Annotated in this window: 24 protein-coding genes and 1 tRNA gene; 4 read left to right on the forward strand and 21 right to left on the reverse strand. The window is 47.7% G+C overall.

Annotated elements, in window-relative coordinates; translation table 11 throughout:
- Positions 1–423: 423 nt before the first annotated feature.
- Entirely contained in the window at positions 424–2,496 is a 2,073-nt protein-coding gene (locus MCG46_RS11635) for an elongation factor G (protein ID WP_240280158.1), read from the reverse strand.
- Positions 2,497–2,507: 11 nt separating this feature from the next.
- Entirely contained in the window at positions 2,508–3,176 is a 669-nt protein-coding gene (locus MCG46_RS11640; RefSeq protein ID WP_240280159.1) for an ankyrin repeat domain-containing protein, read from the reverse strand.
- 598 nt (positions 3,177–3,774) lie between these two features.
- On the opposite strand from MCG46_RS11640, the gene MCG46_RS11645 reads away from it, so the two are divergent.
- Positions 3,775–4,524, forward strand: a complete 750-nt coding sequence (locus MCG46_RS11645; protein WP_240280160.1) for a sugar isomerase domain-containing protein — start codon at positions 3,775–3,777, stop codon at positions 4,522–4,524.
- Between the two features lie 78 nt (positions 4,525–4,602).
- Here the strand turns inward: MCG46_RS11645 and MCG46_RS11650 are convergent, their stop codons facing one another.
- Positions 4,603–5,763 carry a MalY/PatB family protein gene (locus tag MCG46_RS11650; RefSeq protein ID WP_240280161.1) on the reverse strand — a complete coding sequence of 387 codons (1,161 nt, stop codon included), beginning with the start codon at positions 5,761–5,763 and terminating at the stop codon, positions 4,603–4,605.
- A 95-nt stretch (positions 5,764–5,858) separates the two neighbouring features.
- Positions 5,859–6,548 (reverse strand): peptidoglycan-binding domain-containing protein, encoded by a 690-nt coding sequence (locus MCG46_RS11655; protein ID WP_240280162.1) that lies wholly within the window; start codon positions 6,546–6,548, stop codon positions 5,859–5,861.
- 138 nt (positions 6,549–6,686) lie between these two features.
- Here MCG46_RS11655 and MCG46_RS11660 point away from each other — a divergent pair, with 138 nt between their 5' ends.
- Positions 6,687–7,181 carry a peptidoglycan-binding domain-containing protein gene (locus tag MCG46_RS11660; protein WP_173011483.1) on the forward strand — a complete coding sequence of 165 codons (495 nt, stop codon included), beginning with the start codon at positions 6,687–6,689 and terminating at the stop codon, positions 7,179–7,181.
- A 42-nt stretch (positions 7,182–7,223) separates the two neighbouring features.
- Here MCG46_RS11660 and MCG46_RS11665 read toward each other — a convergent pair whose 3' ends face one another.
- From MCG46_RS11665 to MCG46_RS11690, 6 genes are all read right to left on the reverse strand, one after another.
- Positions 7,224–7,727, reverse strand: coding sequence for a hypothetical protein (locus MCG46_RS11665; protein ID WP_240280163.1), 504 nt, complete (start codon positions 7,725–7,727; stop codon positions 7,224–7,226).
- Between the two features lie 77 nt (positions 7,728–7,804).
- Positions 7,805–9,745 carry an ATP-binding protein gene (locus MCG46_RS11670; protein ID WP_240280164.1) on the reverse strand — a complete coding sequence of 647 codons (1,941 nt, stop codon included), beginning with the start codon at positions 9,743–9,745 and terminating at the stop codon, positions 7,805–7,807.
- Positions 9,720–10,415 carry a response regulator transcription factor gene (locus tag MCG46_RS11675; protein WP_240280165.1) on the reverse strand — a complete coding sequence of 232 codons (696 nt, stop codon included), beginning with the start codon at positions 10,413–10,415 and terminating at the stop codon, positions 9,720–9,722. The genes MCG46_RS11670 and MCG46_RS11675 overlap by 26 nt, the downstream gene beginning before the upstream one ends.
- 82 nt (positions 10,416–10,497) lie before the next feature.
- Positions 10,498–11,184, reverse strand: coding sequence for a M48 family metallopeptidase (locus MCG46_RS11680; protein WP_240280166.1), 687 nt, complete (start codon positions 11,182–11,184; stop codon positions 10,498–10,500).
- Positions 11,185–11,293: 109 nt separating this feature from the next.
- A complete protein-coding gene (locus tag MCG46_RS11685; RefSeq protein ID WP_240280167.1) occupies positions 11,294–12,319 on the reverse strand; it encodes a DUF4097 family beta strand repeat-containing protein in 1,026 nt (341 codons plus the stop codon).
- Positions 12,316–12,633: a PadR family transcriptional regulator gene (locus MCG46_RS11690; RefSeq protein WP_020223933.1), complete on the reverse strand. Its 318-nt coding sequence runs from the start codon at positions 12,631–12,633 to the stop codon at positions 12,316–12,318. The genes MCG46_RS11685 and MCG46_RS11690 overlap by 4 nt, the downstream gene beginning before the upstream one ends.
- Positions 12,634–12,760: 127 nt before the next feature.
- Between MCG46_RS11690 and cpaB the strand changes: the two genes are divergently transcribed.
- Positions 12,761–13,477, forward strand: coding sequence for a Flp pilus assembly protein CpaB (gene cpaB, locus MCG46_RS11695; protein ID WP_240280168.1), 717 nt, complete (start codon positions 12,761–12,763; stop codon positions 13,475–13,477).
- A gap of 591 nt (positions 13,478–14,068) precedes the next feature.
- On the opposite strand, the gene MCG46_RS11700 is transcribed toward cpaB, so the two are convergent.
- The 9 genes from MCG46_RS11700 to MCG46_RS11740 form a co-directional block, all read right to left on the reverse strand.
- Positions 14,069–14,908, reverse strand: a complete 840-nt coding sequence (locus MCG46_RS11700; RefSeq protein ID WP_240280169.1) for a DegV family protein — start codon at positions 14,906–14,908, stop codon at positions 14,069–14,071.
- Positions 14,909–15,088: 180 nt separating this feature from the next.
- A tRNA-His gene (locus MCG46_RS11705) sits at positions 15,089–15,165 on the reverse strand.
- 145 nt (positions 15,166–15,310) lie between these two features.
- Positions 15,311–15,619: an RnfABCDGE type electron transport complex subunit B gene (locus MCG46_RS11710; RefSeq protein WP_020223937.1), complete on the reverse strand. Its 309-nt coding sequence runs from the start codon at positions 15,617–15,619 to the stop codon at positions 15,311–15,313.
- Entirely contained in the window at positions 15,616–15,801 is a 186-nt protein-coding gene (locus MCG46_RS11715) for a hypothetical protein (protein WP_081587820.1), read from the reverse strand. The genes MCG46_RS11710 and MCG46_RS11715 overlap by 4 nt, the downstream gene beginning before the upstream one ends.
- Positions 15,802–15,804: 3 nt before the next feature.
- Positions 15,805–16,380, reverse strand: a complete 576-nt coding sequence (locus MCG46_RS11720; protein WP_154237688.1) for an electron transport complex protein RnfA — start codon at positions 16,378–16,380, stop codon at positions 15,805–15,807.
- A gap of 2 nt (positions 16,381–16,382) precedes the next feature.
- Positions 16,383–17,033, reverse strand: a complete 651-nt coding sequence (gene rsxE, locus MCG46_RS11725) for an electron transport complex subunit RsxE (RefSeq protein WP_020223939.1) — start codon at positions 17,031–17,033, stop codon at positions 16,383–16,385.
- Positions 17,034–17,045: 12 nt separating this feature from the next.
- Positions 17,046–18,287 (reverse strand): FMN-binding protein, encoded by a 1,242-nt coding sequence (locus tag MCG46_RS11730; protein WP_240280170.1) that lies wholly within the window; start codon positions 18,285–18,287, stop codon positions 17,046–17,048.
- A gap of 12 nt (positions 18,288–18,299) precedes the next feature.
- Positions 18,300–19,679: an RnfABCDGE type electron transport complex subunit D gene (locus MCG46_RS11735; RefSeq protein ID WP_240280171.1), complete on the reverse strand. Its 1,380-nt coding sequence runs from the start codon at positions 19,677–19,679 to the stop codon at positions 18,300–18,302.
- Positions 19,680–19,693: 14 nt separating this feature from the next.
- Positions 19,694–20,989: an RnfABCDGE type electron transport complex subunit C gene (locus MCG46_RS11740; RefSeq protein WP_240280172.1), complete on the reverse strand. Its 1,296-nt coding sequence runs from the start codon at positions 20,987–20,989 to the stop codon at positions 19,694–19,696.
- A 250-nt stretch (positions 20,990–21,239) separates the two neighbouring features.
- Between MCG46_RS11740 and MCG46_RS11745 the strand changes: the two genes are divergently transcribed.
- Positions 21,240–22,358 carry an FAD:protein FMN transferase gene (locus MCG46_RS11745; protein WP_240280173.1) on the forward strand — a complete coding sequence of 373 codons (1,119 nt, stop codon included), beginning with the start codon at positions 21,240–21,242 and terminating at the stop codon, positions 22,356–22,358.
- A gap of 246 nt (positions 22,359–22,604) precedes the next feature.
- On the opposite strand, the gene MCG46_RS11750 is transcribed toward MCG46_RS11745, so the two are convergent.
- Both MCG46_RS11750 and ltrA read right to left on the reverse strand, forming a co-directional pair.
- Complete coding sequence (locus tag MCG46_RS11750; protein WP_240280174.1) at positions 22,605–23,198, reverse strand: AAA family ATPase; 594 nt, start codon at positions 23,196–23,198, stop codon at positions 22,605–22,607.
- 409 nt (positions 23,199–23,607) lie between these two features.
- Complete coding sequence (gene ltrA, locus MCG46_RS11755) at positions 23,608–24,906, reverse strand: group II intron reverse transcriptase/maturase (protein WP_240276617.1); 1,299 nt, start codon at positions 24,904–24,906, stop codon at positions 23,608–23,610.
- Positions 24,907–24,931 lie beyond the last annotated feature (25 nt).

Below are 24,931 nucleotides of genomic sequence, written 5' to 3' on the forward strand. Positions count from 1 at the left end.
GAAAGTAAGCTCAGATTTGATGGATCGAGCCTTGAAAGACTCTGACATCAGAATGAATAAGTTTAAGTTGCTGGATCCGGCTAGATTAACAAAAAAGAAGGTCTGCTTTGTAAAAAGTATTTGCCAGAATGAGCGTGAAATCATAATCAAATAAAAGCGGGACGACGAAGTGATAAGCAGAGCTCAGTTCTTTCTGAGCTCTAGGTAAAGCAGAGCTTTTGAAGTAACAACAGGCGCTTTAAATCTGTGACAAATACAGATTTAAGGCGCCTTTGTTATAGAATCCATAATTCACTACCCAGAATTCAGAAAGAACCTACTTTGGATCTTCTCTGACAGTTCCATTATTCTGTTCAGGCTAACGAAAAAGAAAAGCAATCAAAGTCCTGGACTCTGACTGCTTCATTTCAATTTCTGAAGAATTCAATCTTCTTCCTTTTCAATATTTGCGGTTTTGATAACCTTTTCGGCAATCGGCTGCGGGGCTGGTTCATAGCGATCAAACTCAATCACGAAGGAACCGCGGCCCTGCGTCATTGAACGCAGCTCTGTTGAATATTTCATCATTTCAGCCATCGGCACTTCCGCCGTGATCTTCTGTTCTTTTTCATCCACTAAATCCATGCCGAGAATAATTCCGCGGCGTTTGTTGAAATCACCGATGATCGTGCCGGTATATTCCTCAGGAATCAGGACTTCAACCTTACCGATTGGTTCAAGCAGGATTGGTTTGGCTTTCGGCATTCCGGCTTTGTAGGCCAGACGGGCCGCGGCTTTAAAGGCAATTTCCTTCGAGTCGACTTCATGGTAGGAGCCGTCGGTCAGCGTTGCTTTGACACCGACAACCTTATATCCAGCCAGAACTCCCTTTTCCATGCATTCCCGCAGACCGGCTTCAACGGCTGGGAAATACTGCTTCGGAACAGCACCACCGAAAACAGATTCCGCAAAGACCATTTCATCCCCATCGCACGGTTCAAATTTAACGAAGACATGACCATACTGACCTGCACCGCCGGACTGCTTTTTATGCTTGCCTTCAGCTGTGACTGTGCCGCGGATCGTTTCCCGGTACTGAACCTTCGGCTCCGTGGTCGTAACTTCAACCTTATATTTGGATTTCAGCTTGCTTAAGATGACGTCGATATGCTGAACGCCCATGCCGTACAGCACCGTTTCCTTGGTTTCCTTATTCTTATCCAGACGGATTGACGGATCTTCTTCACACATCCGCTGCAGACCCATGCTCATCTTGTCTTCATCCGCTTTGGTCTTCGGCCAGATCGCAACGCCCAGCATCGGTTTCGGGAATTCGATTGGAGCATAGGTAACCGGCTTTAAGCGTGTTGCCAGCGTGTCGTTGGTATCGGTGAACTGCAGTTTGACAACCGCCCCGATATCGCCGGTAAACAGCTTGCCAACCGCAATCTGATGCTTGCCCTTGACGATATAAATCTGATTCAGTTTTTCAATCTTATCCTTCTGAACGTTTAAGACCTGAGCATCCGTGCTCATCACGCCGGTCATGACCTTCAGCAGGGAGATCTTGCCGACAAACGGATCAATGATCGTCTTGAAGACCTGAGCCGTAAACGCTTCCTGTTCATTGGTTTCCATCAAAATCGGAATGCCGTCCAGATCCAACGCTTCAATCATGCCCTTCTCAGCATAGCTTGGGAAGTACTCACGGATCAGATCAAGCAGACGTTCGATGCCGGTAACCTGGGTCGCACTGCCGCAGTAAACCGGACGGATATCCCCGTTGCGCACGCCGATGCGCAAGCCCTTGGCGACTTCATGTTCATCAAAGCTCTCGCCGCTGAAGAATTTTTCCATCAGTTCATCATCGGCCATCGCAATCGCCTCAGCGATCTGATTGTAATATTCTTCGACGATCTCTTTCAGCTCATCCGGTACTTCCTTCGGAGTTGTCCGATCGTCATAATACCAGGCTTTTTTACGCAGAATGTTGACAGAGCCGACAACCTTGCCCGCGCTTGTAATCGGAACTTCAAACGGAATGACCGTCTTGCCGAAATGCTCGCGCAGCTGATTGTAGGTCTGATCAAATGAAGCGTTTTCCTCATCAATTTTGTTGATGAAGAAAATTGTCGGCAGTTTCTTGCGGGTGACGATCTTCCAGGCTTTTTCTGTTCCCGATTCCACGCCGTCCTTCGCTCCGACGACGATCAGCGCATTATCGCCGACCGCGATACCGCACTGCGCTTCGCCCTCGTAATCCAGATAACCCGGCGTATCAATAAAGTTAATCTTGCATTCTTTCCATTCCACCGGCGCAATTGAAGTGTAGACCGACAAACCACGCTTGATTTCTTCCGCGTCATTATCCATGACGCTCGTTCCATCTCCGGTTTTGCCCAGCCGGTCCGTTGCCTGAGTAAAATATAATGCAGCTTCGACGACGCTGGATTTGCCAGCGCCGCTGTGTCCCATCAGAACGATATTGCGGACTTCATTCGCTAAATAATCTCTCATATGGCTTCCCCCTACTTCAAATGCTCTTTCAGCTCAGCAAAGCAGTGCTCACGGACATAATGAATAGCGAGGTTGCCCTGGAAATCTTTGATGCTCTTATCCGCACCCTGATCAAGCAGATACAGAACCAGATCAACATATCCGCCGTAGCTGGCTCTCATCAGTGCTGTGCAGCCGGCATTATCCTGAATGTTGATATCTGCGCCATGTTCGATCAGATATTTGATGACGTCCACCTTGCATGCCAGAACCGCTTCCATCAGCGCCGTTCTGCCCTTGCTGTCACGAGCGTTCACATTCGCTCCGTTTTCAACCAGATATTCAACGACTTCGCTCTGACCTAAGAAGGAAGCCCGCATCAGCGACGTCCGTCCGTTATCGTCATGAGAATTCACATCGGATCCTGCTTCAACCAGCATCTTGACAATTCCCAGATGACCTTTTTTTGCCGCGCCCATTAACGCCGTCTTATTGTTGACGTCACGAGCCCGAACATTTGCTCCATTATCCAGCAAGAACCGAACGATATCTTCATAACCGCGCTTAGCGCTGCGCATCAAGGCTGTCCGTCCGTCGCCGTTGGATACATTGACGTTGGCCCCTTTGGAAACACACGCACAGACTTTCGCGAAATCGCCGGCTGCCGCCGCATCCCAGAACTCTTTGTTTGTTTGATCCATAATGAATTCCTCCTTTTATTTATTCATCAAACATTGAACTTCCTGCGCATCATTCCGAAATTCGGAACCCCCTGTGATCTGCATCAGCAGGAGTATTCCTGAAAACTGAACCTTGTGCCCGATTCCTCAGTAATGGACAGCGATTCAAGATTCCATTTTCAGGCGTAGGCGGATCTGACATGTCGCTCAACTTTGTCTGCCTGAAGCGTTCAGCACCTGAATTTCGCTGACTCTTTCGCTTCCGAAGACAAAAAAGATGGACAGTCTAAATCCATCTTAAAAACAACTGATTTTTTCCCAAAAGAACCCCGCCGAAAACACCTTCAGCTCTATCATCTCCATTTTGAGGGGCAACAAAAACTAAGCCTTTCTTCTGGTCCATGATGTTTCACTCCATTCCGGTCTTGGTTCTTTATAGCTTTATTGTAACCGATTTCATTTTTTGTTCAAGACCTTTCTTGCCGAATTTCTATGAAAACTATGTTTTCGTTTGTTACATTTTGTAAACTCTTTCATTTTTGTTTTTTCCTGCTTTTTGGACTTCTTTTTTCACTGTGAAGTTGTTACAATGAAATCAAATGAGGAAAAGGAGATTCTTATGGAAGCCTGGAAAAATTACTTCAATGTCATGAACGAAATCATTGCCAAGGTCATGGACAGTCAGGGCGAGGCCATCATGCAGGCGGCAAAGCTGTGCGCCGACGTATCTGAGCACGGCGGTTTAATCTATGGCTTGGGAGCCGGCCATTCCCACCTGGTGATTGAGGATGCCTTCTGGCGGGCTGCCACAGTTGCCAACTACGCGGCGCTGCTGGAGCCCAGCGTTACCGGCACCTTTGATATTACCAAAAGCTATTTAATGGAAAACACATATGAGGTCGGCCGTCACATCGTTGATTATCATCGTGTTACACCCAACGACTGCATCATCATCATTTCCAATTCCGGCAACAACATCGTTCCGGTTGACGCTGCTCTGCGGGCCCATGAAAAAGGTATTCCCACGATTGCAATCACCGCGGTGGAATACAGCGACTACCTGACGACCAAGCACAAAAGCGGCAAAAAACTGAAGGATGTCTGCGATATCGTTCTGGACAACTGTTCGCTGATCGGCGATGCCGCGGTCGAAATAGAAGGCTTCCCAATGAAAATCGGCTCGACTTCTACCATTCCGGCAGTTTATCTGCAAAACGCGGTACTGACGCAGACCGTAGAACTGCTGGTCCAGCGAGGATTGGATCCAGACGTCTATTTCAACGGCCACATCGCATTTATGGACGCCTCGGCTGCCGATCACAACGACAAACTTGTCGACAAGTATTTTTACCGCATCCGCAATCTCTGATTTTCATAATCGGATAAGAGAAAACCGCTGATTCTGCCGGATAAGCAGAAAATCTGCGGTTTTTTTTGCTGCTGTGGTTTAGGCTTCCTGCCTATCGCTTTTAGAAAGTACGTGGATCAGCCGTTGCGCAGCTTCCTCAATCACGCTGCGGGGCGCTGCGATATTCAGCCTGATAAACGGTTTTTCACATTGGTAGTGGGAACCGCTGCTGCCGTAGATATGACAGCGGTTTTCAAACAAGTCTACAACCTCGGCGTCGTTATCGCAGCAGCCGCTGCAGTCTACCCATAACAGAAACGTCGATTCCAACCGCATCGGCATCAACGGAACATCAGCTTCTTTCAGCATCATTTTAAAAATCTCGGCATTTTGGCTGACATAAGCCTTGGCCTGCTGCAGCCATGTCTCTCCCGCTGGACTGTAAGCTGCCAGCGCGGCGGTGTGGGAAAAGGTCTGATTATTCATATAGGCCAGACTGTCCCGCTCATGCTGCAGCGCCTGAGCCTGATCGGCATCCGGAATAAACACAAAAGAACACTGCATTCCCTGAAGATTAAACGTCTTGCTTGGAGAAAGAATTGTAATGACGTTTTGATCTACAGCGCTGGCCGCCGTCATCGTTCCATATACCCAGTCCGCATGGATTTCATCCGCCAGCACCGTGACCTGATATTTCCGGCACAGCGAAAGCATCGCATCCAGTTCCTGACGCGTGAAAACCTTGGAGGTTGGATTGTGCGGCGAACACAGAATAAACAGCCGGACTTCCTGCAGCTTCGCTTCAAAATCGTCCAGATCCAGTTCATAATGATTCTCCTTCTGGATCAGTTCGTTCATCACGCAGCGGCGCTGGTTCAGTGTGACGACCTTGCGGAAAGGACTGTAGGATGGGTTCTGGATCAAGATTCCGTCACCCGGCTTGGTGAATGCCCGCAAACACAGAGCAATCGCCGTATTGACGCTGGGGGTGATCTGAATTGTCCGGGGATCCAGCAAGGCTGCGCTGTGTGCTTTTGCCCAGGCACACACCACCTTTGGCAGTTCCTCATCGAATTGCTGATAGCCGTAAAACGGATGTTCCGCCCGCTCGATGATCGCCTGCTGGATTGCCGGGCAGCAGGGCAGATCCATATCCGCCAGCGTCATCACCAGCGCATCCTGAGGCCGCTGCGCTGTTTTAACCGCATTATATTTGACACAGTGCGTCCCTTTGCGATCATGAATTTCATCAAAGTTCATCTTTTTTTCTCCCTCTGTTTTTTCCATTATACCACTCCATCCCCCTTTTTGCGGCAATAGAAAATGACCCGCAGTCAGGTCATTTCCGTTTTCATTTAGTTTGACTGCTCGTTTGCGTCCTCATCAATCCCTGGAATCGGCCGCAGCTGCGACATCAGCGCCTCCCAGGTCAGCCGGCCCACGATCCCGTCGGCATTTAAACCCTGATCACGCTGGAAGGCGCGCACCTGCTGATCAAGCTCGCTGTCAAATACGCCGCTGATCTTGGTTATACGGTAGCCTAGCGCCCACAGTGCATCCTGAGCGACGCAAACTTCTGTATTTTTATCGCCTTTCTGAATCTGCGCAAAGGGTACGAAATCACTGGCTGCTTCGTTTTGATGATGCAGATGGGCTTCAATCCGGGTGTGTTCCAGATCGGTAATGACATCAAACAATTCCTGGTCTTCCGCCAAAGTGACTAACTGCTGCAGCCCAGGCAGCGACAGATTGGATCCCAAATCGACCGCTGTTCCCAGCATATGCGTTAAAATCATCGGTTCATCTGCATCCCACGCCCGCCGAAACGCCCGGCTGACACGCGGCTTCTGCCCATAGCGGCGGATCAGCTCATTCACTGAATTTAAAAAGCGCCGGGTGGACCAGCCGATCGTACGGCTGTGGGAATTGCGCATAAACTCGCCGACAGTCAGCCGGCAGCAGGTCGTATACGGCATGTTGTCCGAACAGCGCAGCGAATACGTTTCCATGTTGTCCGTTTGGTCATTGTATATCAAAATTCTCATCGGTTTCACCTCCAGTATACCTTATGCGCTTTGTGGCGAAAGGCCAAGGCCAATGACCAAATGCACCGGCGTTAGGCAGGTTCCCTTTCCCCGCCGGCCTGGCGTCATACCCTGTTAATGAAAGGAGGATTTACTTTTATGGCTTATGTAATTCGCAGAGGTTATACTGGCTTGGCTGTCAAGAAGATGCAGCACTATTTAAATGTGCTGCGCACAACGTATCCTGACCTTCCGGTTCTGAAAGAAGACGGCAGCTTCGGTTCAGCGACCGAAAACGCCGTCATGCTTTTCCAAAGACATACCGGCTTAACCGCCGATGGCATCATCGGAACTTTAACTTGGGATAAGATTATCGCTAAATATAAAGCGAACCCCGATCCAGGACCTGGTCCGGATCCCGATCCCGGTACGGATCAGCCGCCGCTGGAATACGGCGATACCGGACTGGAAGTCCAGAAAATGCAGAACTATCTGAACAAGCTCACCCTGCCTTCAACGCCGATTACGGCGGACGGAGTTTTTGGTGCCAAAACCGAAGCCAAGGTCATCGCGTTTCAAAATGCGCACAGTTTGACCCCGGATGGCAAAATCGGTGAGAAAACCTGGGACAAAATCATCGCTCTGATCGACTAATGAAAAAATCGGGATTCCCAAACGGAGTTCCGATTTTTCTGTTTATTTCGGCGGGTTTTCCGGATGTTCCGCCTGCGATACCGCTTTTTTTACAGTTTCAAGATAGTTTTGAATCGTAATCGTGCATTGCGTCCGCAAATCTTCATTGACCGCTTTGCCTTCCTCATCAACATCCACGGCCTCTAAACCATGGGTGACAATGTAGTCTTCCAGCGCTTTAATCTGCTGACTCCAGCCTGCGATCGCCTGTTCGCCCAGCTTATACTGATCGCCCAGCGTTTTCTTCGTCGTATCTTCGGTGATTTCATCAATCGACACCCAGCTGATCTTCCCATCCTTCATCTGCACCGAAACGATCGGCGTTCCAAACGTCGTGGTTTCCCCTACGATATCACTGGCTTCCGTAATTGCCGGATCAATCGTCGGCGAAACCGTCGGTGCAGCACTGGGTGAAGCTGAAGGTGTTGGCTGAGGTTTCTTCTGATTCCAGGAACAGCCGGTCAGCCCAGCCAGACACAAAGCGGCGCACAGAATGATTTTCTTCATGAAACAGCCTCCTTTTCATTCTGCCTTTAGTCTGCCCCGCACCGCGGCGTTCTATCAGCCTGAAATCAAGAAAGCTATTAGGCTGTGAAATCTGCGGACTCCTGCGGCAGTTCCGCAAACCGAATTTCGATCTTAAACAGATCTCCATCAGCACTGACCTCAATCTGACCTTTCATCAGCGTTACAAACGTTTCCGCAATCGCCAAGCCCAAACCGGAACCTTCTGTCGACCGCGAAACATCGCCCCGGACAAACCGTTCGGTCAGCGATCCCGGATCAAATTTCAGTTCGTAATTCGCAATGTTTTTAAAGCTGATGCAGATCTGTTCCTCGACTCGCTCAATCTGAATATAAACACGGGTATTTTCCATGGAATACTTAATCGCGTTGGTAATCAGGTTATCAAAGACATTATACAACCGGCCGCCGTCTGCCAGAATGTAGCCAGGAGTATCGAGGTATTGGATTTTAAACTCCAGCGTGCTGGCTTCAATTTTTTCATCCAGCTCCGCCAGCGTCTGCATCAGAAGTCCGTTAATTTCCAGCTTCCGCAAATCCATCTGCAGATTGCCGCTGGCCGCCTTGGAAATTTCAAACAGATCCTGAATCAAATTCTTTAACCGCACGCTCTTCTGCGTGATGATGCGCACGTAATCACGGGCATATTCCGGCTGAATCTCAGCTTTGGTCAACAGATCCGAGTAGTTGATCAGCGAGGTGATCGGCGTTTTCAGATCATGGGAAACATTAGTAATCAGCTCAATTTTCAGCTTCTCACTCTTAAGCTGTTCTTCAACCTGATGGCTTACGCCTTCCCGGATCTTTTCCAAATTATCGCTGACTGGCTGCAGCGGACTGCCTTCGCTCAGCTCAAAGCTTTCGTTCAGCACACCGCTGCGGATATTTTCAACCTGCTGCGCCAGCGCGGCAGAATCCTGCATGAACAACATCATCCGGCGGATGTAGAGAAACAGCACCAGAAAGGCCGCGGCAAAGATCAGAACAAAGACCAGAATTCCCATGAAGCCCAAAAACGCGGAGAACATCATCGACCAGAGAATGAAAGCGCAGATGACTTCAAAAACAACCAGAAGCAGAAATTCCGTCAGCCATTTTTTCTGATAGCCATACGGACCGCTGATCAAGCGCACCGTCTTCATCGCGGAACTCAGAATATTGTGATGGAATGGCTTTAAGCCATAGAAATGCAGTTCATTCACCAGCACATACAAGCCCCAAAACAGCACGGTCACCGCCAACGGCAGCGGCAGTCCCAGCGAGAACAGCATCATCATTAAAACTAAGCCCAGCCCCAGTTTAACCTCAATCCAAAAATTTAACGTCAGCTGCGCCAACCCTTCATTAAATGCTGTGATCGGAGCGCGCTTGAACACCCCATAGGCCAGCGTGATAAAAAACAGGCACAGCGAGGAATAAAAGCAAATCTTCAGATTGTTCATCGACTCCTGAAAGTACGTGTAGCTGTAATACATCGGCGTATTGTAAGCCAGCTGATCGCCGATCACCAGCGCCAGCCGCTCGACTTTTTCCTGTGAATACAGCTTTAACAGGCTGACTGCCATTTCCGCTGTTTCCCGTGTGATCGTCTTCTGATCAATCAGGAAATACGCTCCGCGATAGGTTATCTGCGGGGTTTCTCCCTGCTGCCACGTCAGCATCATCATGCCCTGACTGCCGTACTGCTGCAAAAACTGATCATAAGTCAACTTCAGATCATCGTCGCTGTTGAAATAAATATCATGCTGCTCGACGACATAATGCAGATTGTAATACAGGTCTTCCTGAACCTCTCCCGACAACGGCGGTTCATCGTAAAGCAGATGCGCCAAATCCTGCAGGCTCTGCTGAATCATCTGTTTGGGATACAGCACCTGATGACCCTGGGTTGAATACAGCGTTTCCACCGTCAGCGCCGAGGTAAACAACAGCCCCGTCAACAGAACGAAAAAAAGCAGGAACGCCAGAAACCCGCTAGTTTTTCTCGATCTTGTATCCAATCCCCCACACCACCTTTATATACCGCGGATTCTTCGGATCAATTTCAATCTTCTCACGAATCCGCCGAATATGGACGGCAACCGTGTTTTCACTCTGGAAGCTTGTTTCATTCCATACCCGCTCATAGATTTCATCAATTGAAAACACGCGGTTCAGATTGGTTAAAAACAACTCCAGAATCCGATATTCGATCGGTGTGACCTTGACCGGCTCGCCTTCCAGCGTCACCGTTTTCGCCTCCAAATCAATACTTAACCCACCGACTTCGATCACCGTTCCGGTTTCCGCCGTCGCCCCCAGCTGCATGTAGCGGCGCAGCTGCGATTTAACCCGGGCAATCATTTCCAAAGGATTAAACGGTTTGGTAATATAATCATCCGCACCGATGTTCAGACCCAGCACCTTATCCATGTCCTCCGACTTGGCAGACAGGATAATAATCGGAATGTTGGATGTTTCACGAATGTGCATGATCGCCTGAATCCCATCCATCCTCGGCATCATCACGTCCATCAGAATGCAGTGAATTTTCTGCTGGTTCAGAATTTCCAGCGCTTCCAGTCCATTATACGCTTTAAAAATTTCATAGCCTTCGCTCTTAAGATAAATTTCGATCGCGTCGGCGATCTCATGATCATCGTCCACGACTAAGATTTTATAGTTTTCCATATTCCCAATCCTTTCCGCTCTTCTATTTTATAACCTTACCAAACAATTCTTAAGCGTTTCCATTCTTTTCCTTACAGTTTTCTTACAAATCCCCATTTAATAAGGCTTTCCACGTATCGTAGTCCGGCATGTGGTGACGAATGACCGTGTAAAAGCGCTGGGAATGATTCGGTACGATCAGATGCGCATATTCATGCCATAACACGGAATTAACGCACGCTAAGGGGTAATGAATCAAATTCAGATTCAGCGTGATTTTGGACTTGGCCGGAATACAGCTGCCCCAGCGGCTTGTCATCCGCCGGTAATGGATCGTCGGAGCAGCCAGATGATAGTCTGCAATCACCTGATCCCATTTTGGCCGCAGTCGTTCGACTTCGGCTTCCAGGCTGCTCTTGGCAAATTGATCGAAGGCACGCTGCTTTGTTTCCGGACAGGCATCGGCGCCATAAAGAATTAAGCGATCCGGCTGCAGCCGGGCTTTGCCTTTGCCAATCACCCATTGCAGCTCGACCGGTTTGCCGTAAACGGCGATCTTTCCGCTGGCCGGTTGGGACTGCTGCGCCTGACGACGGGCCAGCTTTTCCGTATGGGCCTCAATCCAGCTGCGCTTCGCTTCCACAAACCGCTGAATTTCTGCATTCGAACAGGCATACGGCGCGCTGATAAGCAATTCATCCGGACTTTTTAAGCGCAGAATCAAATTGCGGATCGGTTTGCGCTGAACCGATACCCGCAGAATTTTCCCATTGATATTTAAGCTTTCCATCGCCGCACTCCTTTTGGGATTCATTATAACATAAAACCGAAGACTAGAAAACGGCGCCAAGGACAGCGCCGTTTCTTTTCCTGATTTCTTTAAGTTCTTTGCGGTTAATTTAATCACTGATTTTCAAATCGCCGCTGATTGTCTTGACCGCGATTTGGGCATGACCATCCCCAGCGCTCAGCTGACGGCCGCGGCGTTCCAGCGGCAGATGGATATGCGGCCGCAGATCACCGGAAATCGTCGTGAAGCTGCAGACAAAACCCGTGGTATGCGGCAGGGTTAAATGAATATCGCCGCTGATCGTATCCAGTTTCAGACTTTCAGCTGCTTCAATCGCAAGATCAAGATCGCCGCTTTTGCTTTCCGCCAGCACCGCCTGGAAACAGCCCTGAATATCTAAATCGCCTGAGGTTGTACGGAACTTGCCCAGTTTACCATGGGCCTGGGTCAAATCAAGGTCTCCGCTGATCGAAGTGGCTTCAATCAATTCACCGCGGACTGCCGCATGAATATCGCCGGAAGCCGACGTAAACTGAACAGCCTCGGCATCAAGCGCGCGAATATCGATATCTCCGCTTTGCACCGACGCCGCAAACTTGCCGCAGTGAAGGATTTCCGGCAGCCGGATATCGCCGCTCATACTGCTGATCTTGACATCCAGACTGGCTGAAGGCAGCGTAACATCCAATCGCAGATGTTCTCCCGCTCCCGCCCGCAGCCAGCTGTTCTGCAGGCGAATCACGCGGATGGCATAGACGTCATTCTCCTGAACTGTTTCAAGCCGGTAATTATGCACCCGCAGCGGATTGCGGTTATCGTAGAAATCCACTAAAACATCATTTCCAGTTCCCTGCTTCAATGTGATATCCGCACTTTCGGCTTCAATGCTGACCATCGACAAGGCATCAATCTGGGTTTGGGATTCCGCCTGAGCCTGACGATGCGGACGGGTATTCAGTTCGCTGATCAGTTCTGCCGGATCGCCCAGCTCCTCGCTGATTTCCTCTTCGCTGCGGCCTTCGCTCAGCCCCTGTTCAAAGTGATCGGTAAAATCCTGAAGAATTTCCTTTGCGGTTTGTTCGTCAACGGCCTCCAGATCCATTTGCAGCCGTTCCATGTATTCTTTTCTGTTCATGCTTCTCCTTTCCGGATGAGTTCATCCACTAATCGCACAAATTCCTGCCATTCGCCTGTCAGCTGTTGTTCATGGGATCGGCCTTTTTCCGTCAGCCGATAGTATTTGCGGGCCGGACCTTCCGCAGACTCCACCAGATAAGTGTCCACGTCGCCGTCATCCTTCAGCCGTTTTAAGATCAGATACAGGGTTCCCGCCGCAACCGTCATTTTCTGTGAGATCGCTTCGGTCAGCTCATAGCCGTATTTCTCTCCCTGCGCCAGCAAGGACAGCACGCACATTTCCAGTACGCCTTTCTTAAACTGAGCGTTCATCCAATCCCTCCTTCTAACAAGATAATATCACTAGCTATTCTATAATGCAATATACTATTCATTAAAATTTTAGAAATTGTGAGGCTTTTTTGAATTTTCCGCAATAGTATAGATGGAGGATAAACAAATGAAGAAAAAAATTGCACTCACAATCACCCTCGGATTGACCTTGTTTGGATTGATCATCAGCGGTTTCTATTTTTTCCAACATGAACTGAACCGGCGTTTAGACTTGGTCTCTGTTCCCGTCAGTACATCCAGCTTACCCCCGCGTCATACAATCACAGCCCAGGATCTGACCTGGATTGATGTCCCTTCCGCCTATCTGCAGGCCGATCTGCTTTTGAGCGAAGCGGAGCTTGTCGGTTGTTGGACACGCTTAGAAAGCATCATTCCGCGCGGTTCCTTCTTTTATGAAGAAATGGTTGAAAGACCTGAGGAAATGACTGATTTCAGTATCACGACCTTGAAGGAAGGCCAGGCTGTTTTTCCTTTGGCAGTTTCGATTGATGAGATCAGCGGACAATTAATGCAGCCTGGACAGCAGGTTGATTTGTATGTATACGGCCAATGGTCGGATGGTCAGGAAATGATGGATTGTCTGCTTCGCGGCGTACGCATTCTGGAACTGCAGAATCGTTATGGTGAACGGATTGATCAGGCTGAGGACACCCTGCCTTCTACTGTGCTGCTGGCCGTTGATCAAGCCTATCTGTCTCCTTTATCTATTGCGGAGAAGAAAGGACGAATCGAACTGTATCTAACCGCTGACAGTTATAATCAGGCAGAATGTATCCTGGCAGAAGAATCCGAGGTTCTCCGCTGGCTGAAAGAGGAACGATAGTCTTTGTTACTATTGACAGACAGAAAAGAAGCCACGAACACGCTATGAGTTAAAAGTCAGAAGACTTCTTTGTCAAGCGATTGGGAATGAATGGGCACTTTTTGGGAGTGAGTAGACAGATTAGAAGAAATAAAAGGAATAAAGTGCTAAATGTTAGAAAACTTCTTTGTCAAGCGATCGGGAACGAATAGGCACTTTTCGGGAGTGAATAGACAGGTTAGAAGAAATAAAAGAGATAAGAACTGAATGTTAGGTAACTTCGTTTGTTAAGCAATTGGGAACGAATAGGCACTTTTCAGGAGCGAATAGACAAGTTAGAAGAAATGATAGAGATAAGCACTGAATGTCAGAAAGCTTCATTTGTCAAGCAGTTGGGAGCGAATAGGCACTTTTCGGGAGCGAATAGACAAGTTAGAAGAAATGATAGAGATAAGCACTGAATGTCAGAAAGCTTCATTTGTCAAGCGATTGGGAACGAATAGGCACTTTTCGGGAGCGAATGGGTTAATAATAAGATTTGAATTATTCCTATGGATTTAGAAGTATCTGCAACTTTGGTAACAAGCAAAAGAAAAACCGGATTGCTCCGGTTTAGAATTTCAATTTTTTTACGCGCCCGTAGCCTAACGTCCGCGGTCCAGTATGCGCCATGATAATCGGTCCCATAGCATGTATCGTTACTGGCTGACCAATGCGTTCTTCCATTTGCTGCTTTAACTCTTCAGCTTCTTCTTTCATGTCCGCTTCGACGATCATCCATTCATATTCGTTGGGATCATCAACTTGGGCAATGGCATCCAGTCCCACTTGATAGGCTTTTTTTACCGTCCGAACTTTGCCAAGAACATCAATGCCGCCGTGTTCCACTTTCAGGATTGGAACAATCTTTAAAAGATTACCCAAAGCGGCAGCCGCGGCGGATATCCGTCCGCCTCGTTTCAGATATTCCAGCTTCTCAGGAATTAAGGCAGCCCACAGCTCAGCCTCTGCTTCAATCTTATTCTTGATTTCTTCGCAGCCATGTCCTGCCTGGATTTGATCCTGTGCCCATTGGCACAACCAGGCTAACGGATAACAAGCAAAGCGGGCATCGACAACGGTAACCCGTCCTTCAAAGGCCGCCGATGCAGTCAAGGCAGACTGATAAGATCCGCTTAAGCCTGAAGAAAGTGGAATATAAAGAATTTCATCATATTCCTTTAATAAATCGCCCCATTGCTGGATCAGTTTGCCCAAATGCGCCTGAGACGTTTTCACGATGGCACCTTGTTCCATCTTTCGGATAAACTCTGGTGTCTTGATCTCCATTTCTTCAATGTATTCCTGACCGTCGATCATCAGCGGGAAACGCATCACGGCCAATTTCATTGATTCAGCCTGCTGAGTATTAATATCAGCGGATGAATCTGTCATTACTGCAATTTTTGGCATCTTTTTCACCTCGTGCTTTACAATTATACCATAAGACATTCTAGGGCAGGGAAGACTTTTCTAAGTTTCCCCGGTTCTTTCAAATTTATTAGACAAATCTTTCAAATTGCCTAGTTCTTAGAAAAATAGCATTTTAAGAAAAAGGACACCTGAAACCAGATGTCCTGTAAGAACTATTTATGGGGCGATCGACGAGACTCGAACTCGCGAATGCTGGAGCCACAATCCAGAGTGTTAACCAACTTCACCACGACCGCCATCAGCAAGTATTATTGTAACCCAGATAACCGTATTTGTAAAGCATAAATTTAAAAAAAAGATAATTGTCCCAATTGAAAAGTTAAGCAAAAACAAAACAGCCGTCCGTTGTTCTGCATTGAGAACAAACGGACAGCTGTTTGACTAAGCTTTAATGTTAATTGTATTGCCGTCTGGGCCAGGTGTTGTCGTCAAATATTCAACGATCTTCGTCCGGGCATCCGGCTTGCTTGGCTTGCAGGCTGAAGCTGAGGCAACTTCACCAGCCACCATGGCTTCCGCCATACCGGAACATCCGGCAAAGCCGCAGCTTCCGCAGTTGTAGCCTGGAAGCATGGCCGTTACCTTTTCAACGCGTTCATCGACTTCAACTTTGAACACGTTGGAGGCAATCCCCAGAATCAAACCGAGAACGGCACCGACCACAAACATCATGATAATTGCTGTAATCATTCTTTATTCTCTCCTTTTGATTGTTTCAACACAGGGTTGTGAGCGCAGGAAGTAATCTTGCAGCCCTCACACTCCGCCGTCAGATCCTCGCATCCCTCAGGTACCGGCGTTTTACTATTCAGATAGTAGAACAGACCAAACAAAGCCCCCAGCCCCAATAAGACAAGGATTGCGATCATCATCGATTAAACCAGTCCGGCAAAACCGCTGAACGCCAGCGCCATCAGCGCAGCAACGATCAGAGCGATTGGATTGCCCTTGAATGAAACCGGGGAATCCGCCGCATCCAGGCGTTCCCGGATCGTGGAGAAGATGTAGAGAACCAACGTAAAGCCGATTGGGATGCCAATCGAATAGACCAGCATTTCAGGGAAAGTAAAGCCCTGCTTAATGTTGTCCAGTGCTACACCCAAAACAGCACAGTTCGTTGTGATCAACGGCAGATAAATTCCCAACGACTTGTATAAAGCCGGAGAGAACTTCTTGATGAACATCTCAACAAACTGAACAAAGGAAGCAATGATCAGAATGAATGACAGCAGATCCATATATTCCAGCGAATTCGGTTCCAGAACCAGCTTGTACAAGCCATAGGTCAGGATTGAAGCACCGAAGATAACAAAGGTTACCGCTGCGCCCATGCCGATTGCTGAGCTCTTGTTCTTGGAAACACCTAAGAATGGGCAGACACCGAGAAACTGCGACAGAATGACGTTATTGATCAGCACTGCCGAAATAAATAAAGTAAACAGGTTAGCCATTGTTACTTAGCCTCCTTTTTCGCAGCCTTCGCCGCTTGGGCGTTTTTATACGCCGTCAATGCCGCCGCCAAAACTGCAAAAGTCAGAAATGCGCCGGTTGGGGAACCAAACATCGAGATTGTGAAGCTTTCCGGAATCAAACGGACTTCAAAAATCAGCTGATTCGTGAATGGATTTGTAAAATTAATCAATCCTGTCGCAAGAATCTGACGGATCAGCGACATGACGATTAACGCACAGGTATAGCCTAAGCCCATGCCCAGACCATCCAGGGCGGAATCCAGCACACCGTTTTTACTGGCGAAAGCTTCTGCACGGCCAAGGATGATGCAGTTTACGACGATCAGCGGCAAAAACAGACCTAATGCTGAGTCAATCGAAGGCGCATAAGCCTTGACTAAAAGTTCAATACTCTTAACCAGTGCCGCAATGACGACGATATAAACAGGAATTCGGATTTCATCCGGAATAATCTTACGCATCAAAGAGATGATGACGTTGGACAGAATCAAAACGATAATAACGGAAACGCCCATGCCGATAGCATTGTTGAGCGATGTGGTGATGGCCAGTGTGGAACAGCATCCCAGATACAGCCCGAATACGGGATTTTCGCGGATGAAGCCCGCTGTAAAATTCTCTTTACGATTCATTGTTCATCCACCTCATTTCTGGCTGGCCGCGAACGCCGCGCGGACAGCTTCAATTGCGGAATTGCTGGTGAAGGTCGCGCCGGATTTCACGTCAACCTTGGCAATTTCATCCTCCGACTTCAAGCCGGCAAAACCTGCCAGATAGTCGTCGTTGACGGTATCGCCAACGCCTGGTGTATCGTTGAAAGCGGTCATCTTCACGCTGACAACTTCCTGCTTTTCGGTGTCGATTACAACTTCATATTCATTATCACCCTGAAAACCTTTTGCTTTTACAGTATAGGTTTCAAGGGCGCCGTCAGCAGAAGTCAGCACAGCGGCATCCTCGCCCGCGTTGTCAGCTCCGGCTGTCGGCTGATCAGCTTCCACAGTAAAGACGGCATTCCATGCCGCTTTGACAGCGTCAATCGCAGAATTGCTCGTATACGTAGCCCCAGATTTCACATCAACTGCACTGATCGCATCCGCGGTATTCAAGCCGGCAAAGCCTGCCAGATATTCATCGTTGACAGCATCACCAACGCCTGGTGTATCCGCAAACGTCGTCATGGCAACGCTGAGGACTTCCTGGCTGTCCTTATCAATCACAACGGTATAGGTGTTGTTGCCCTGGAAGCCTTTTGCTTCCACAGTAACCGTAACCTGACTGCCGTCTTCCTGCTGATCAAGAATCGTTGCGGATGAAGCTGGTGCTTCCGGTTCCTTCGTCGTTTCCGGAGCTGTCGGTGTGCTCGGTGCCGGAGCTGCATTGCCGCTTAAAGAAGCATAAACGGCTTTCGCTGCATCCAAGCCCTTAACCACGGCCGTTGAGGAAATCGTAGCGCCGGAAAGCGTATCGACCTTATCACCGGTCGTTTTGCCAATTACCGTATTTCGGAAATCATCTTCCGCTACACGGCTGCCGATTCCGGAGGTTTCCGAAATCGAAATTACATCATATCCTACAATTTTGGAATCATTATCGATGCCCAAAACAAACTTAATCGTATCTTTGAAACCAGAAGTTTCGACCTGGAACATATAACCTTGGCCTTCGGCCTGATAAACTCCAGTGACTAAGCCGGATTCATCCGTATACTCTGTCACTTCGGCATAGGTTGTGCCCGGGAACACTTTCTCCAGACTGCCCATCACTTCAGCCAAAGCATTGGCATTGATCTTGGCCGCGGTAACTTCATTGACTGCCGCCAATAAACCGCCCGCCAAGGCGCTGACAATGGCTAAGAAACAGGCCAGATATAAAGTTTTTTTCATTTCTGACCCTCCTTAATTTCCGGCTGACAATGCCTGAAGCACTGCATCTTTAGCCGATTTGCTGGTATAGGTTGCGCCGGATACGTTATCCACGGCATTGACATCCGCTTCACTCTTTGCTCCGACAAACTGGCTCAGGTATTCATCATTCACACCATCACCAATGCCCGGCGTATCGTTGAATTCCGTCATCTTGACGCTGACAACTTCACCCTTGGCTGTATCGATAACCACTTCAAACTGGTTATCGCCCTGGAAACCATGCTGAGTTACATTGTAGGTTGTTTCCGTACCGTTGGTTGCCCCAGCCTCAGCCGAGCCTGCAGCGACCGGCTTGATCGTGCTGCCGACCAGCAGCGTAATCGCTAAGCCTGCAACAAACAGAATCACCAGATTCCGGATATTTTTGGATTTCATCTTGATCTGCTGACCATCGGTTAAGCTTTCAATCCATGGTGTCAGCATGTTCATGATCAGAATTGAATACATGACGCCTTCCGGCAGATTGGAACGCAGACGCAGCACAATCGTAATCACTGCGCAGCCGATCGCAAACATAATCCGGCCGGCCGCACTGGTCGGATTGGTCACCGGATCGGTCATCATGAAGACGGCACCGAACATTGCACCGCCCGTCAGAAGATGGAATAACGCATAGCTGATCGGAGCTCCGTGCATCATCCCGACACCCGCTCCCAAAACAAACAGCGTAATCAGATAGGTTGCAGGTACACGCCAGTCAATAACCTTGCGGATCGCTAAGATCACGCCGACGACCAGAATCACCAGCGCACTCGTTTCTCCGATCGCCCCCGGATACAGACCAACAAACATATTGCCCACGCCGCCAAACGGCTTCAGGAAGCTGCTCATGCCCTCGGCAGAGTTAATGATCCAGTTCTGTGCCGCCATTGAAGAAGTCGGCGTCGCTCCGGTCACGATATCAGCAGCCGCGGCTCCTGCGAACGATGCAAAGATCGTCGCCCGGCCCACCGCCGCTGGATTGAAGATATTCTGTCCAAAGCCGCCAAAGACCAGCTTGCCGAAGAAGATCGCGATCACGGTTGCCACTGCTAAAGCATAGTATTCAATCGACAGCGGGCACATCATCGTCAAAATGATGGCAGTTACCCATGGATAAGAATTTTTCAAGCTGTTCAGAATGTCCTTTTTAGTAAAGACACACCACAGAATCTCCGTTCCGCAGGCACTGACAATCGCCGTGATCATCAACAGAATTGCCCGCAAGCCGTAAGATGCTGAAAAATTGCTGAAATAGTAATACAGTGAAAATGCAAATACCGCCAACAGCCCCAAGGTCAGCTCGCCCATGATCCGGCCGGTGCTCTGACCATCACGATAGTTCGGGGACGGTTTAAAATTAAATTTCATACAAACTCCCCTCCTTATTTCTTAGCGCGCAGAGCCATGTAGCGCTTCGCTCTCCGGACGCCTTCAGTGACGTCGATTTTCGATGGGCAGACATAGGTGCACATGCCGCATTCGATGCAGTCCATGATGCTTAATTTTTCTAACATCGCCACATTCTTGGACTTTTCCGCCTGGTTGATCCGCACCGGCTGCAATCCGGCCGGGCAGTGATCCGAACAACGTCCGCAGCGCAGACAGGCAACCTGGTTGACCGGCTTGTTCTTCAAGACCGTCAAGGCGTTGCTGTACGGCGTGATGACAAACTGATCGGTTGTAATCGTCTTGCCCATCATTGGACCGCCTGCGATCAGCAGCACATCTTCCGTACTGTATCCGCCGCAGGCTGCGATCACATCAGCCGCTTTTACGCCTACCGGAACCAGTACGTTGGCCGGCGTATTGATGCCGTCGCCGCTGACCGTCACATATTTGTGAGTGATCGGCATGCCCTTGCTTAAAGCCTGACCGAAAGCAATTGCCGTCGTCGCATTGTTGACAATGACTCCGACTTCACCCGGCAGCTTTTCATAACGCTTCTTGGTAATTTCGTATACCAGCGTCCGTTCCCAGCCCATCGGATAAACATCCGGAACTTCCTTGACATTGATGTTGCTGTAATCCTTAAAGGCTTCGACAACGGTTGGAATGAAATCCTTCTTTGTCGTCTTGATCGCAATGGCCGCTTCCTTGGCACCTGACATTTTTAACATCGCTGCTACGCCAGTAACCAGATCCTGCATATTCAGGCTGGTGTTCTTATAATCCGCCGTAATGTACGGTTCGCATTCGACCGCGTTAATGATCAGCAGATCAATGCCCTTGCAGCCTCTGTACTTGACATAGCTTGGAAATCCTGCGCCGCCGCAGCCGACGATGCCGGCATTCATCATGAAGGTGACTAATTCCTCCTGCGTTGCCGTTTGATAATTCAATGTGCCGAATGGCTGTTCCTCTTCGTTTTTGCCATCATTTTCAATGACAAGATGATCGACCGGCCGCAGGCCAGCATGCATCATTTTCTGGATGCCTTTGACCGTACCGGATACAGATGAAAAGTAAGGAACTGTAAAATGATCATTCCGCTTGGCGATCATCGTTCCGACTTTTACACTGTCACCTTCCTTAACCAACACTTCAACCGCTGTTGAATTACCGTTAATTAAAGGAATGTATACAAGGCTGCCCGCTTCAACCTTGACAAGCTCGGTATGACTTGTAAGCTCTTTGTGACCATCCAGATGCTTGCGCATCGGTCCCGTTAATAGTGACATTCCGTCCACCTCTTCCTTTCCTCAAATACCGAAAGCTTTGGCAAACACAAAAAATCGACGATGATCGATTTTTTCATTATCCGCCTTGCGCTTCGGAGCTATTATAGCATTATCGCTATTAATTTTAAACGTTTTTTCCCTATCTATTTAATGAAATTTTAAGTTTTTTCACGATATCCCGGCTTTGAAAATGTTTCCTTTGGGTAGTATCGCTCTGAGTTTTATGCTAGAATCATCACGGGTGATTCAAATGAATAAAAAATGGATGCCGCTGGCATTGTGCGGCCTATTGATGTTAGGCGGCTGTCAGAGCCGGCCCAAGGAGCCGGAACTGACGCGTTATTCCAACATGGCGCTGGACGCCGGTTTTGATACGGTCATGACGTTGACCGGATATACGGAAACAGAAGATCAGTTCAATCAGTATTTCGCTGAAATGAAGCAGCTGTTTCTGCACTACAACGCACTGTTTGACGTGTATAACGATTACGCTGGACTCAACAATATCAAAACGATCAACGACAACGCCGGCATTGCCCCGGTCAGTGTGGATCCTGAGATCATCGAGCTGTTAAATACCGCTCGGCAGTTCTACGACCTGTCTGAGGGCGAGTTTGACGTCACAATGGGCGCCGTGCTCAAAATCTGGCATACCTATCGGGATGAAGGCATCGCACAAAACAACGCCGGACAGCTGGGACAGGTTCCTTCTGTTGAGCAGCTGCAAAAGGCGCAAGCCTGCACAGGATGGGATAAGGTTGAAATCAATGAAGCAGACAGCACGGTCTATCTGAATCAAAGCTGCGCTTCGCTGGACGTCGGCGGGATTGCCAAAGGCTTCGCCGCCGGCAAGGTACAGCAGCGCTTAATTGAAGCGGGTTTAGTCCACGGTACCGTGGATGCCGGAGGCAACATCTGTACGATCAACAACAAGCCGGGCAATCAGGACTGGCGTGTTGGCATCCGCAATCCGTCCGGCAACGGTTCGCTGGCAATCGTTGAGCTGCCAGGCTCCGCAGCCTTCGTATCCAGCGGAGATTATGAACGCTTCTACGCTGCTGAAGACGGCAGCGTCTATCATCACATCATCGATCCGCAGACGCTCTTTCCTGCAACTTATTACCATCAGGTCACGATCATCACGGAGAATTCCGGATTTGCGGACGCCTTGTCCACGGCTTTGTTTACCATGAGCTACCAGGATGGGCTGGCCTTGATCGAACGGTTCCGCAACACCTATCCGGATCAGCCGATCGAAGTCATGTGGGTAATGGATCCCGATCAGGTGCCATCCGGAGTAACCAGCACCGCCGCGGGCGAATATGCCGTTATCATGACGGATTCGATGAAGAACTATCTAGCCCAGTAAAATCAACAAAAAATCTCAGTCAAAAGTAAACTGAGATTTTTTTATTTTATTCGGATATAATCTGCGGATTTAAAGCACAACACGCTAAAACACAGTCTATTGTCAAAGTTGTTTATCTCCTCCCAGTCCTTTCCGTCAGGAAAAAAACTGTAAAAGTACCGCAAGAATCCAAGAACAGCACACTATCCGTAAAATAAGCTGCATTCTGCTCCTTGTATCTAATGGCAAGTTTTCCCCATTATGAATTTAATCCCCATTCCGAATGTGCCTGCATTTGATTAAAAACCTGTCAACGTGTTTACGAAAGTTGTTTCGACTATCCGCAGTCAATGTTATAGCGCATATCGCTGCAATTTGTTCAACAACCTGATCGATATTTAAATTATCAGTGTGGATTTTATACTCGGTTATATCCTCATCAAACGCTCGGATACATCTGTCGATCTGCTGCGCGGCCCATGACTGCCTTCCTTCAAGTCTGGAAGCAAGTCGCCGCAAAAGGGTTTTCTTCTCAGCATATAAAATAATATGTTTTATGTCATATTTTTCTGATAAATAAGCAATAATCTCTTCATAGTACTGCCTGTTCGTGATCGTCATTGGAACAATAAGGTGACCCGCATAGTGCTTTGAAATATAGTCCAACATATCACAGTTAAACTTACGCCACATCGGATAATCTTGAAAATCATTTTCGCTTATTGACAACGGTATATTTTTGGCAATGAAAAATCCAGTATTTTCAGGATCATAGACATACGAATTGGGGATTCTGCGCTGCAATTCATAGGCAGCTTGTGTTTTTCCTGAGCCAAAAGCTCCATTTATCCAGACAATCATCTTGTCACCTCCAGAAGCTTGTCATTCCCAAATTACCAATTTTATATATAGTATCACAATTTTGCGAATTTTTATTGTCGCTTTACCCTGATGCAATAACTGAGCTATAGCCTATACATCAGCTCAAGCAAGACAAATTCTAATCCTTTTTTATTGTCTTTTTAGACAAAGCCGTGGGTCTGTCTATTCTCTGGTCTTTTTATTTTTTCCTGCTTTCTTTTGCGTTACAGCCCCTTTCCGATAGTGGCAAACGAAAATCCTTATTGCCACAACCGCACAATGGACTTTCACCGTCCAGTTATCACCCTTGTCGGGGTGTATTAATAGAGTAGAGGGAAAGTTTTAACTTTCGCCCCTCTCATTGAACCGTACGTACGGGTCTCGTATACGGCTCTACATTTATATCGAATCACAAACTCTTAAGATAGTATTCTAGGGGATTGACTAAACCTGGTCTGTCCCCTTTCTTTATGCCTAAAACTTTTGGTGATAATGTAAAGTTTACGATATTCATCCCACTTCTTTTATACCACCCTAATCTCGTGTTAGCACACTTATAGATATCTTCTTCGCTAAACTTACATTTGCTCACTATATTTAGCTTCATTAGATTTCTATATATCGTCTTTGGTTTCTTCCATTGCTTGATGATGATACATCGTACCTTATGGCGTAGCCATTGCCCAAATTCATCAAGAAACATTTTAATGCTACCTATCTTAAAATAGTTTATCCAACCTCTTACAGTTTGATTTACTTTCGCAAATGTAACTGCCAGCGGTCTTGATATGGCATGTTTTCTCTTCATCAATGTTTTAATCTTAGAATACAGTCGTTTCTTTCTATCTTTCGTAGGTACGCATTTCCAATCTTGTCCATTCTTATAAAAGGTAAATCCTAGGAATTGCCCTTTCGTTGGGCGGACGACTTTTGTCTTTGTTGCACTCACTTTCAAGAATAGTTTTCTCTCTAGCCATGATGTCACTGACTTCATTACACGGTTCGCACTCATTTCGCTTTTGACGAAGATCATACAGTCATCGGCGTATCTTACAAATTTAAGGTTTCTAGACTCTAGCTCTTTATCCAATTTATCTAAATAGATATTTGATAAAATAACGCTAATTGGTCCTCCTTGAGGTGTGCCAACCGTAGTACTTTTGACGAGTCCATCCTCTAACACACCTGCTCTTAGATAGGCTCTTATCAAATGTAATGTTGTTGCGTCATTGACATTCTCTCTTAAGATTGAAATTAATTTGTCATGATTTACGGTATCAAAGAATTTTTCAATATCCAAATCAACTATCCATTCGTATTCATCATTTAAGTTATTTAACACTTCTTCCATTGCCATATGTGCACTTCGCCTTGGTCGAAATCCAAAACTATGTTCACTGAATATAGGCTCATAGATTTTTGTGAGTTCTTGTAGAATAGCTTGTTGGATAACTCGGTCAACAACGGTTGGTATTCCTAATGGTCTTTGTTTTCCATTTGGTTTTGGAATATAGACTCTTTTCACTGGCATGGGTCGATATTGCTTGTTCATTATCAAGGAAACAATTTCTTCTTGATATTGTCCAAACCCTTGTTCGACTTCTTGCACTGTCATCTTATCCATTCCAGGTGCTCCCTTGTTTTGTTTGACCTTTTTGATTGCCTTTTGCAAATTCTCTTCACTTAAAATCTTTTCCATTAATTTCATTTGCTGCTCCTCCTTCTACTTGTAA

This window comes from Holdemania massiliensis (assembly GCF_022440805.1).
In the GTDB taxonomy this organism is placed as follows: Bacteria; Bacillota_I; Bacilli_A; order Erysipelotrichales; family Erysipelotrichaceae; genus Holdemania; species Holdemania massiliensis_A.

What these genes read in the sequence shown, in the direction of transcription:
- MCG46_RS11665 (WP_240280163.1), bottom strand. Translation starts at nt 7,727, where the DNA reads ATGAAGAAAATCATTCTGTGCGCCGCTTTGTGTCTGGCTGGGCTGACC.
- MCG46_RS11645 (WP_240280160.1), top strand. Translation starts at nt 3,775, where the DNA reads ATGGAAGCCTGGAAAAATTACTTCAATGTCATGAACGAAATCATTGCC.
- MCG46_RS11700 (WP_240280169.1), bottom strand. Translation starts at nt 14,908, where the DNA reads ATGCCAAAAATTGCAGTAATGACAGATTCATCCGCTGATATTAATACT.
- ltrA (WP_240276617.1), bottom strand. Translation starts at nt 24,906, where the DNA reads ATGAAATTAATGGAAAAGATTTTAAGTGAAGAGAATTTGCAAAAGGCA.
- MCG46_RS11680 (WP_240280166.1), bottom strand. Translation starts at nt 11,184, where the DNA reads ATGGAAAGCTTAAATATCAATGGGAAAATTCTGCGGGTATCGGTTCAG.
- MCG46_RS11750 (WP_240280174.1), bottom strand. Translation starts at nt 23,198, where the DNA reads ATGATTGTCTGGATAAATGGAGCTTTTGGCTCAGGAAAAACACAAGCT.
- cpaB (WP_240280168.1), top strand. Translation starts at nt 12,761, where the DNA reads ATGAAGAAAAAAATTGCACTCACAATCACCCTCGGATTGACCTTGTTT.
- MCG46_RS11675 (WP_240280165.1), bottom strand. Translation starts at nt 10,415, where the DNA reads ATGGAAAACTATAAAATCTTAGTCGTGGACGATGATCATGAGATCGCC.
- MCG46_RS11640 (WP_240280159.1), bottom strand. Translation starts at nt 3,176, where the DNA reads ATGGATCAAACAAACAAAGAGTTCTGGGATGCGGCGGCAGCCGGCGAT.
- MCG46_RS11660 (WP_173011483.1), top strand. Translation starts at nt 6,687, where the DNA reads ATGGCTTATGTAATTCGCAGAGGTTATACTGGCTTGGCTGTCAAGAAG.
- MCG46_RS11685 (WP_240280167.1), bottom strand. Translation starts at nt 12,319, where the DNA reads ATGAACAGAAAAGAATACATGGAACGGCTGCAAATGGATCTGGAGGCC.
- MCG46_RS11710 (WP_020223937.1), bottom strand. Translation starts at nt 15,619, where the DNA reads ATGATTACAGCAATTATCATGATGTTTGTGGTCGGTGCCGTTCTCGGT.
- MCG46_RS11735 (WP_240280171.1), bottom strand. Translation starts at nt 19,679, where the DNA reads ATGAAATTTAATTTTAAACCGTCCCCGAACTATCGTGATGGTCAGAGC.
- MCG46_RS11650 (WP_240280161.1), bottom strand. Translation starts at nt 5,763, where the DNA reads ATGAACTTTGATGAAATTCATGATCGCAAAGGGACGCACTGTGTCAAA.
- MCG46_RS11730 (WP_240280170.1), bottom strand. Translation starts at nt 18,287, where the DNA reads ATGAAAAAAACTTTATATCTGGCCTGTTTCTTAGCCATTGTCAGCGCC.
- MCG46_RS11745 (WP_240280173.1), top strand. Translation starts at nt 21,240, where the DNA reads ATGAATAAAAAATGGATGCCGCTGGCATTGTGCGGCCTATTGATGTTA.
- MCG46_RS11655 (WP_240280162.1), bottom strand. Translation starts at nt 6,548, where the DNA reads ATGAGAATTTTGATATACAATGACCAAACGGACAACATGGAAACGTAT.
- MCG46_RS11690 (WP_020223933.1), bottom strand. Translation starts at nt 12,633, where the DNA reads ATGAACGCTCAGTTTAAGAAAGGCGTACTGGAAATGTGCGTGCTGTCC.
- MCG46_RS11720 (WP_154237688.1), bottom strand. Translation starts at nt 16,380, where the DNA reads ATGGCTAACCTGTTTACTTTATTTATTTCGGCAGTGCTGATCAATAAC.
- MCG46_RS11635 (WP_240280158.1), bottom strand. Translation starts at nt 2,496, where the DNA reads ATGAGAGATTATTTAGCGAATGAAGTCCGCAATATCGTTCTGATGGGA.
- MCG46_RS11740 (WP_240280172.1), bottom strand. Translation starts at nt 20,989, where the DNA reads ATGTCACTATTAACGGGACCGATGCGCAAGCATCTGGATGGTCACAAA.
- rsxE (WP_020223939.1), bottom strand. Translation starts at nt 17,033, where the DNA reads ATGAATCGTAAAGAGAATTTTACAGCGGGCTTCATCCGCGAAAATCCC.
- MCG46_RS11715 (WP_081587820.1), bottom strand. Translation starts at nt 15,801, where the DNA reads ATGATGATCGCAATCCTTGTCTTATTGGGGCTGGGGGCTTTGTTTGGT.